Source organism: Paramuribaculum intestinale (assembly GCF_003024925.1).
Lineage (GTDB): Bacteria > Bacteroidota > Bacteroidia > Bacteroidales > Muribaculaceae > Paramuribaculum > Paramuribaculum intestinale.
In genome coordinates this window covers 1-4,590 of record NZ_PUED01000178.1, presented here as the reverse complement: position 1 = coordinate 4,590, position 4,590 = coordinate 1, and the positions used below count along the sequence as shown (strand labels likewise).

Here is a 4,590-nt window from a genome sequence, read left to right as displayed (position 1 = left end):
GAATACGAGCGTCAGCGTGAACTGCCAATGAAGGAGCGTACAGCCCCGCACCCTGTGGCCCCGGTATGCAAACGTTTTCTTATTTCTGACGCCACCCCGGAAGCCATGCTGCTTATTCACTCGCAGAATCTGCGTGGCATACTTATGTGGAATGACGAGCTTGCAGGATGGTTCAAGAACTTCAACCGCTACAACAAAGGTTCTGACGAGGAATACTGGCTCAAACTGTTCAATGCCAATCCGTCGTTCTCCGACCGCAAGGGCGTGAAAAACTCGGTTTATATCAGCCGTCCTTTTATCTCGGTTGTGGGAACTATACAGAACGGTATACTCAATGAGCTGGCTCAGGGAAGTCGCACCTCAAATGGTTTCATCGACCGTCTGCTGTTCGTTATGCCCGGCAATCAGGACAAGCAGCCGTGGAGCGACAGAGAACCATCGTTCGACATAGAAGCGGCATGGGCTGACATCATCGGCAGACTTGTGGCAATGCCCTACGAAACCGATGATGACGGCAATATCGTCGCTGGGATTCTGCCTTTCACTCCTGAGGCAAAATCGCGACTTTACGAATGGCAACGTCAGAACACTGAGGAATGTAACCGGGAGGAATGTGACGCACTGAAAGGTGTCTATAACAAGTTCGATTTCCATGCCATACGCTTTTGTCTAATAATGCAAATGGCGCGCTGGGCATGTGGTGAAGCTGACAAATCGGAAATAGAGCTTGTATCGGTTGAAAATGCCATATCACTTGTGGATTATTTCAAGACAACCGCCACAAGAGTGCAGGGCATTATCCGCGAGCTGTCGCTGTCGGAACTGCAAAGAGCCGTGATGTCGGCTCTACCCGATGAGTTCACAACTGAACAGGGTGTTGAAATCGCAGCCGACAATTCTATGCCGGAGCGTACTTTCAAGGATTTTATCAGGCGTTTCACCGGGATTCACTTTCAGAAAATACGTCATGGAATTTATGGCAAGATATGACTGTAAACCTGCATTTTCTGCACTTTTTGCATTTTCCTCCAACCAAAATGCAGATAATGCAGATAGTGCGAACCGATTTTTTGAGAATCTATGAATAATATACACCGATTCATTCTCCAGCCATACAAAGGAGTGGCTACACGACATCCCTGCCCCGCCTGCCACAAGAAACGTTGTTTCAGCCGGTATATTGACACCGAGAAACAAATCTCGTTTCCCGACGATGTCGGCAGATGCGACCATGAACAGAGCTGCGGCTATCATCTTACGCCGAAGGAATATTTCGAGCGTAATCCACAGGCGAAGCCTGTGCACTGTGATTTCGCAACTCCGTCAGCATGGCGAGCCAAACCGACCGAGCAGCTAAAGCCTACCTCCTTCATCGCGGCAGAGACTGTTTCACAGACTCTGCACGGATATGAGAAGAACAATCTCTATCTGTTCCTCCGCTCCAAGTTTGGGCCCGAGGACGCGCTCCGTCTGATGAAGGATTACCGCGTAGGCACATCGAAGCACTGGCCGGGATCATGCGTCTTCTGGCAGACCGATATTAAAGGTTGTGTCCGCACGGGTAAGGTCATGCTCTACAATGCCGAAAACGGCAAGCGTGTCAAAGAGCCATTCAATCATGTGACATGGGTTCATTCGCTGTTGAAGTTGCCGGAGTTCAATCTGCGTCAGTGCTTTTTCGGCGAACACCTCTTGCCGATGAACCGAGGCAAACCGGTTGCCATTGTCGAGAGCGAAAAAACTGCAATCGTGGCATCTTATTATCTGCCGGAATATGTGTGGCTGGCAACAGGTGGTAAAAACGGTTGCTTTAATGCCGATGCACTTCGTGTTCTCCGTGGCTGTCAGGTTATCCTGTATCCCGATATTGGCGCGACCGACCAGTGGCGGCAGAAGCTGAGTTTGTTACGCAGTCTCGGTATCGAGGCAAGCATCTTCAACCTCCTTGAAGAAGTTGCCACTGATGACGAGCGAACAGCCGGACTCGACATAGCAGATTATCTGCTGCAAATCGAGCCTGACCAAGCGATACTGCAATCAATGATACGCTGTAATCCGATTTTGCAGAAACTCATGGATGATCTGCAACTCACTCTTGTGTCAGTTGAACGGTATAACCCGGATACTGATACTATTCACAAACCCTCAAAAACTGATAAATCATGACAGCAAAGAAATCTCCGTCAACAACCGCATCCAAGTCAACTCAGTTGACCGATGCGCCCGAATCCAAAGTATCAACCCATAATCCCGATTTTATTATGAAGTCAGATAACTCAACCAACCCTGTCAATCCTGTTAACAGCGACAACGCTGTCAACAGCACCACTCCTGCCAACACAGATAATCTGTTTGATAACGAACAGACGGCAACCGAGGCAACAGCCACAGCCGCCACAACCGAGCCACCTAAACAACAGCGTATCGGCAAGCAACAGCGCAAGTCGGATTTCGCAGACTTCAAGGCTGCCTATCTTTCACCGGCAAAGTTAGAGAAGCGTCACCCTGTCAACATCGAGGACAGTGTGTGGGCGAAGCTGGAACGCATCGCCCGTATCCTCGGTGACCGTGACACCAGCGTCGGCAGCTACATCAACGCCATTCTTTCGGGGCACCTCGAACTCTATGCCGACGACATCGAAGTCTGGCGCAAACTCTGAGATGATAATGTCGGGATACCACTGCACCCGGTACACCGTGGGGCAGCTTCCCGATGAACGTAGTGAATTGGGAAGGCAAGGATATGTTTCGGGATTTCTTTTTCTCCGAAAACGATTCCCAAAACTGCGCAGTATAAGCCGCTCTTTGCCTCCCCAATCCACATAAACCACAACAATGTCTACTATGAGTAAATCAACTGTCAGAAAGGGCGGTCGTCCCTCTAAACCGACCGATGAGAAGCGCACCCATGTGGTGACAATCAAACTGAACGATGCCGAATACTCCGACCTTCTTGAGCGGTCAAAAACCGCCGGAGTAAAGATGGCGGAGTATGTCAGACACGGCGCGTTCCGGCTCACTATCGTCAGCCGCCTGAGCGAGATTGAACAGGAGATCGCCAAAGGAATACTAAATCTCAGTTCCGATTTCAATCAGGCAATGACCTGTTTTCATCAGCTCAAACTTCGCAGCGCGGCCAATAAATTAGCCGCCGTTGTCGATAAGATGTTTGACATTCTCAAAAAATTGAGACCCAATAAAGATACCGATTATGTTTGCAAGAATACTTAAAAGCGGCACGTTTCACGATGTCGTGGGGTATGTGACGCGCCAGTTCCACGACCCCGAAGAATATACGCCGGACACATGGCGCATCATCGGAAGCGAAAATATTTTCACTACCGACTATGCGAAAATGGTGCAGTCGTTTGAAGCGATACATGGATTTATGCCCGGCAAGGAGAATCCGGCAGGACATATTTCCATCAGTTTTGACAACGCTGACGCGCCTCGTATGACCGATGAATTCATGGCTCAGCTTGCCAAAGAGCATATGGAAGGTATGGGAATCAAGAACACCCAGTTTCTTGTCGTGCGCCATCTGGAAACCGGACATCCGCATTTCCACATCGTCTATAATCGTGTGAATATGTCAGGCAAGGCAGTCGACGAGCGCAATAATTTCAGGCGTAGCGACCGTGTTGTAAAGGCCATCAAGGACAAATACGGACTCACATACTCGCCGCTGAAACAGAAATACGAGGACAGAATTCCGGTATTCAAGGAGCGGATCAGTCAGGCGATTTATGGCTGTAAGTCGTGGGATGAGTTCTCGCGCCGCCTCGCCTGTGCAGGAATTGAGGTAAAATTTCATGACGACCACAACACAGGCAAACACATAGGGGTGAAATTTACAGACGGCGATATAACGGTCAACGGGTCTAAAATCGACCGTGCTTTCACATATCGCCGCTTGAACAACCTCTTTGAGTTTAACCGCAGACAGGGATTTGAGCAATCAGACTCAATCCAGCAGAAACCGAAAGTAACGGTCGAATATGTACCGTCGCAAAAGCCATCTCTTGTGGAGGACGTTCTGGGCGCAACCATCGGAGCGGTCGGAAACCTGTTCACACTCGGCCCCGGTTATGACCCACAGGAGGAAGAATTTGCCAGAAACATGAGAAAGAAAAAGAAGAAACCAGCCATCAAACACAGCCACTGAATATGTCAAAGCTATATGATGACGTCAAGAAACAAGGTGAGCAGATTGACGACCTGCAAAAGACAGTTACCAACCATGGCACTCGCATCGAGACCCTCGAAACAAAAGCGAAGGCAACGCCGCCACAAGCAGTCAATCAAGGGCCGATAACGGTGAAATTGCCCGACAACATAGCGACCAATGAAAGCGTCGGCAAACTGCTTGATGAGAAACTATCAGAAACCTCAACCGACGGCAAACTCAAAAAAGTCATGGAGCAACTGCCGGGTAGCCTGTCGAAAGGAGTTGCGGATGTACTGTCCGACAATTTGGGTGACAAGGTCAAGGACGCTCTTTATGAAGGATTCCGCAGGGAGTTTGCGGATGAGCGAAGAAAGCTCTATGACGTGGTGAACGACATGCGCTACAAAGCCCAGTCGATAATT

General features: G+C 49.4%; 6 protein-coding genes. All 6 read left to right on the top strand.

All coding sequences use genetic code 11. The features are described 5' to 3' along the window. The coding region (locus C5O24_RS10905; RefSeq protein ID WP_133165543.1) for a DUF3987 domain-containing protein at nt 1-990 on the top strand (990 nt) is incomplete at its 5' end. A 90-nt stretch (nt 991-1,080) separates the two neighbouring features. Next, complete coding sequence (locus C5O24_RS10900; RefSeq protein ID WP_107036991.1) at nt 1,081-2,166, top strand: DUF6371 domain-containing protein; 1,086 nt, start codon at nt 1,081-1,083, stop codon at nt 2,164-2,166. Nucleotides 2,167-2,261: 95 nt separating this feature from the next. Continuing rightward, nucleotides 2,262-2,660 carry a DUF3408 domain-containing protein gene (locus C5O24_RS10895; RefSeq protein WP_161553891.1) on the top strand — a complete coding sequence of 133 codons (399 nt, stop codon included), beginning with the start codon at nt 2,262-2,264 and terminating at the stop codon, nt 2,658-2,660. A 184-nt stretch (nt 2,661-2,844) separates the two neighbouring features. Next, the gene (locus tag C5O24_RS10890; RefSeq protein ID WP_133165542.1) at nt 2,845-3,231 is read left to right on the top strand and encodes a plasmid mobilization protein; all 387 of its coding nucleotides are present in this window, start codon (nt 2,845-2,847) and stop codon (nt 3,229-3,231) included. Beyond that, nucleotides 3,212-4,165, top strand: a complete 954-nt coding sequence (locus C5O24_RS10885) for a relaxase/mobilization nuclease domain-containing protein (RefSeq protein WP_107036994.1) — start codon at nt 3,212-3,214, stop codon at nt 4,163-4,165. Before C5O24_RS10890 ends, C5O24_RS10885 begins: the two co-directional genes overlap by 20 nt. A gap of 2 nt (nt 4,166-4,167) precedes the next feature. Continuing rightward, nucleotides 4,168-4,590, top strand: a 423-nt coding sequence (locus tag C5O24_RS10880) for a hypothetical protein (RefSeq protein WP_133165541.1), incomplete at its 3' end; no start/stop codon positions are given.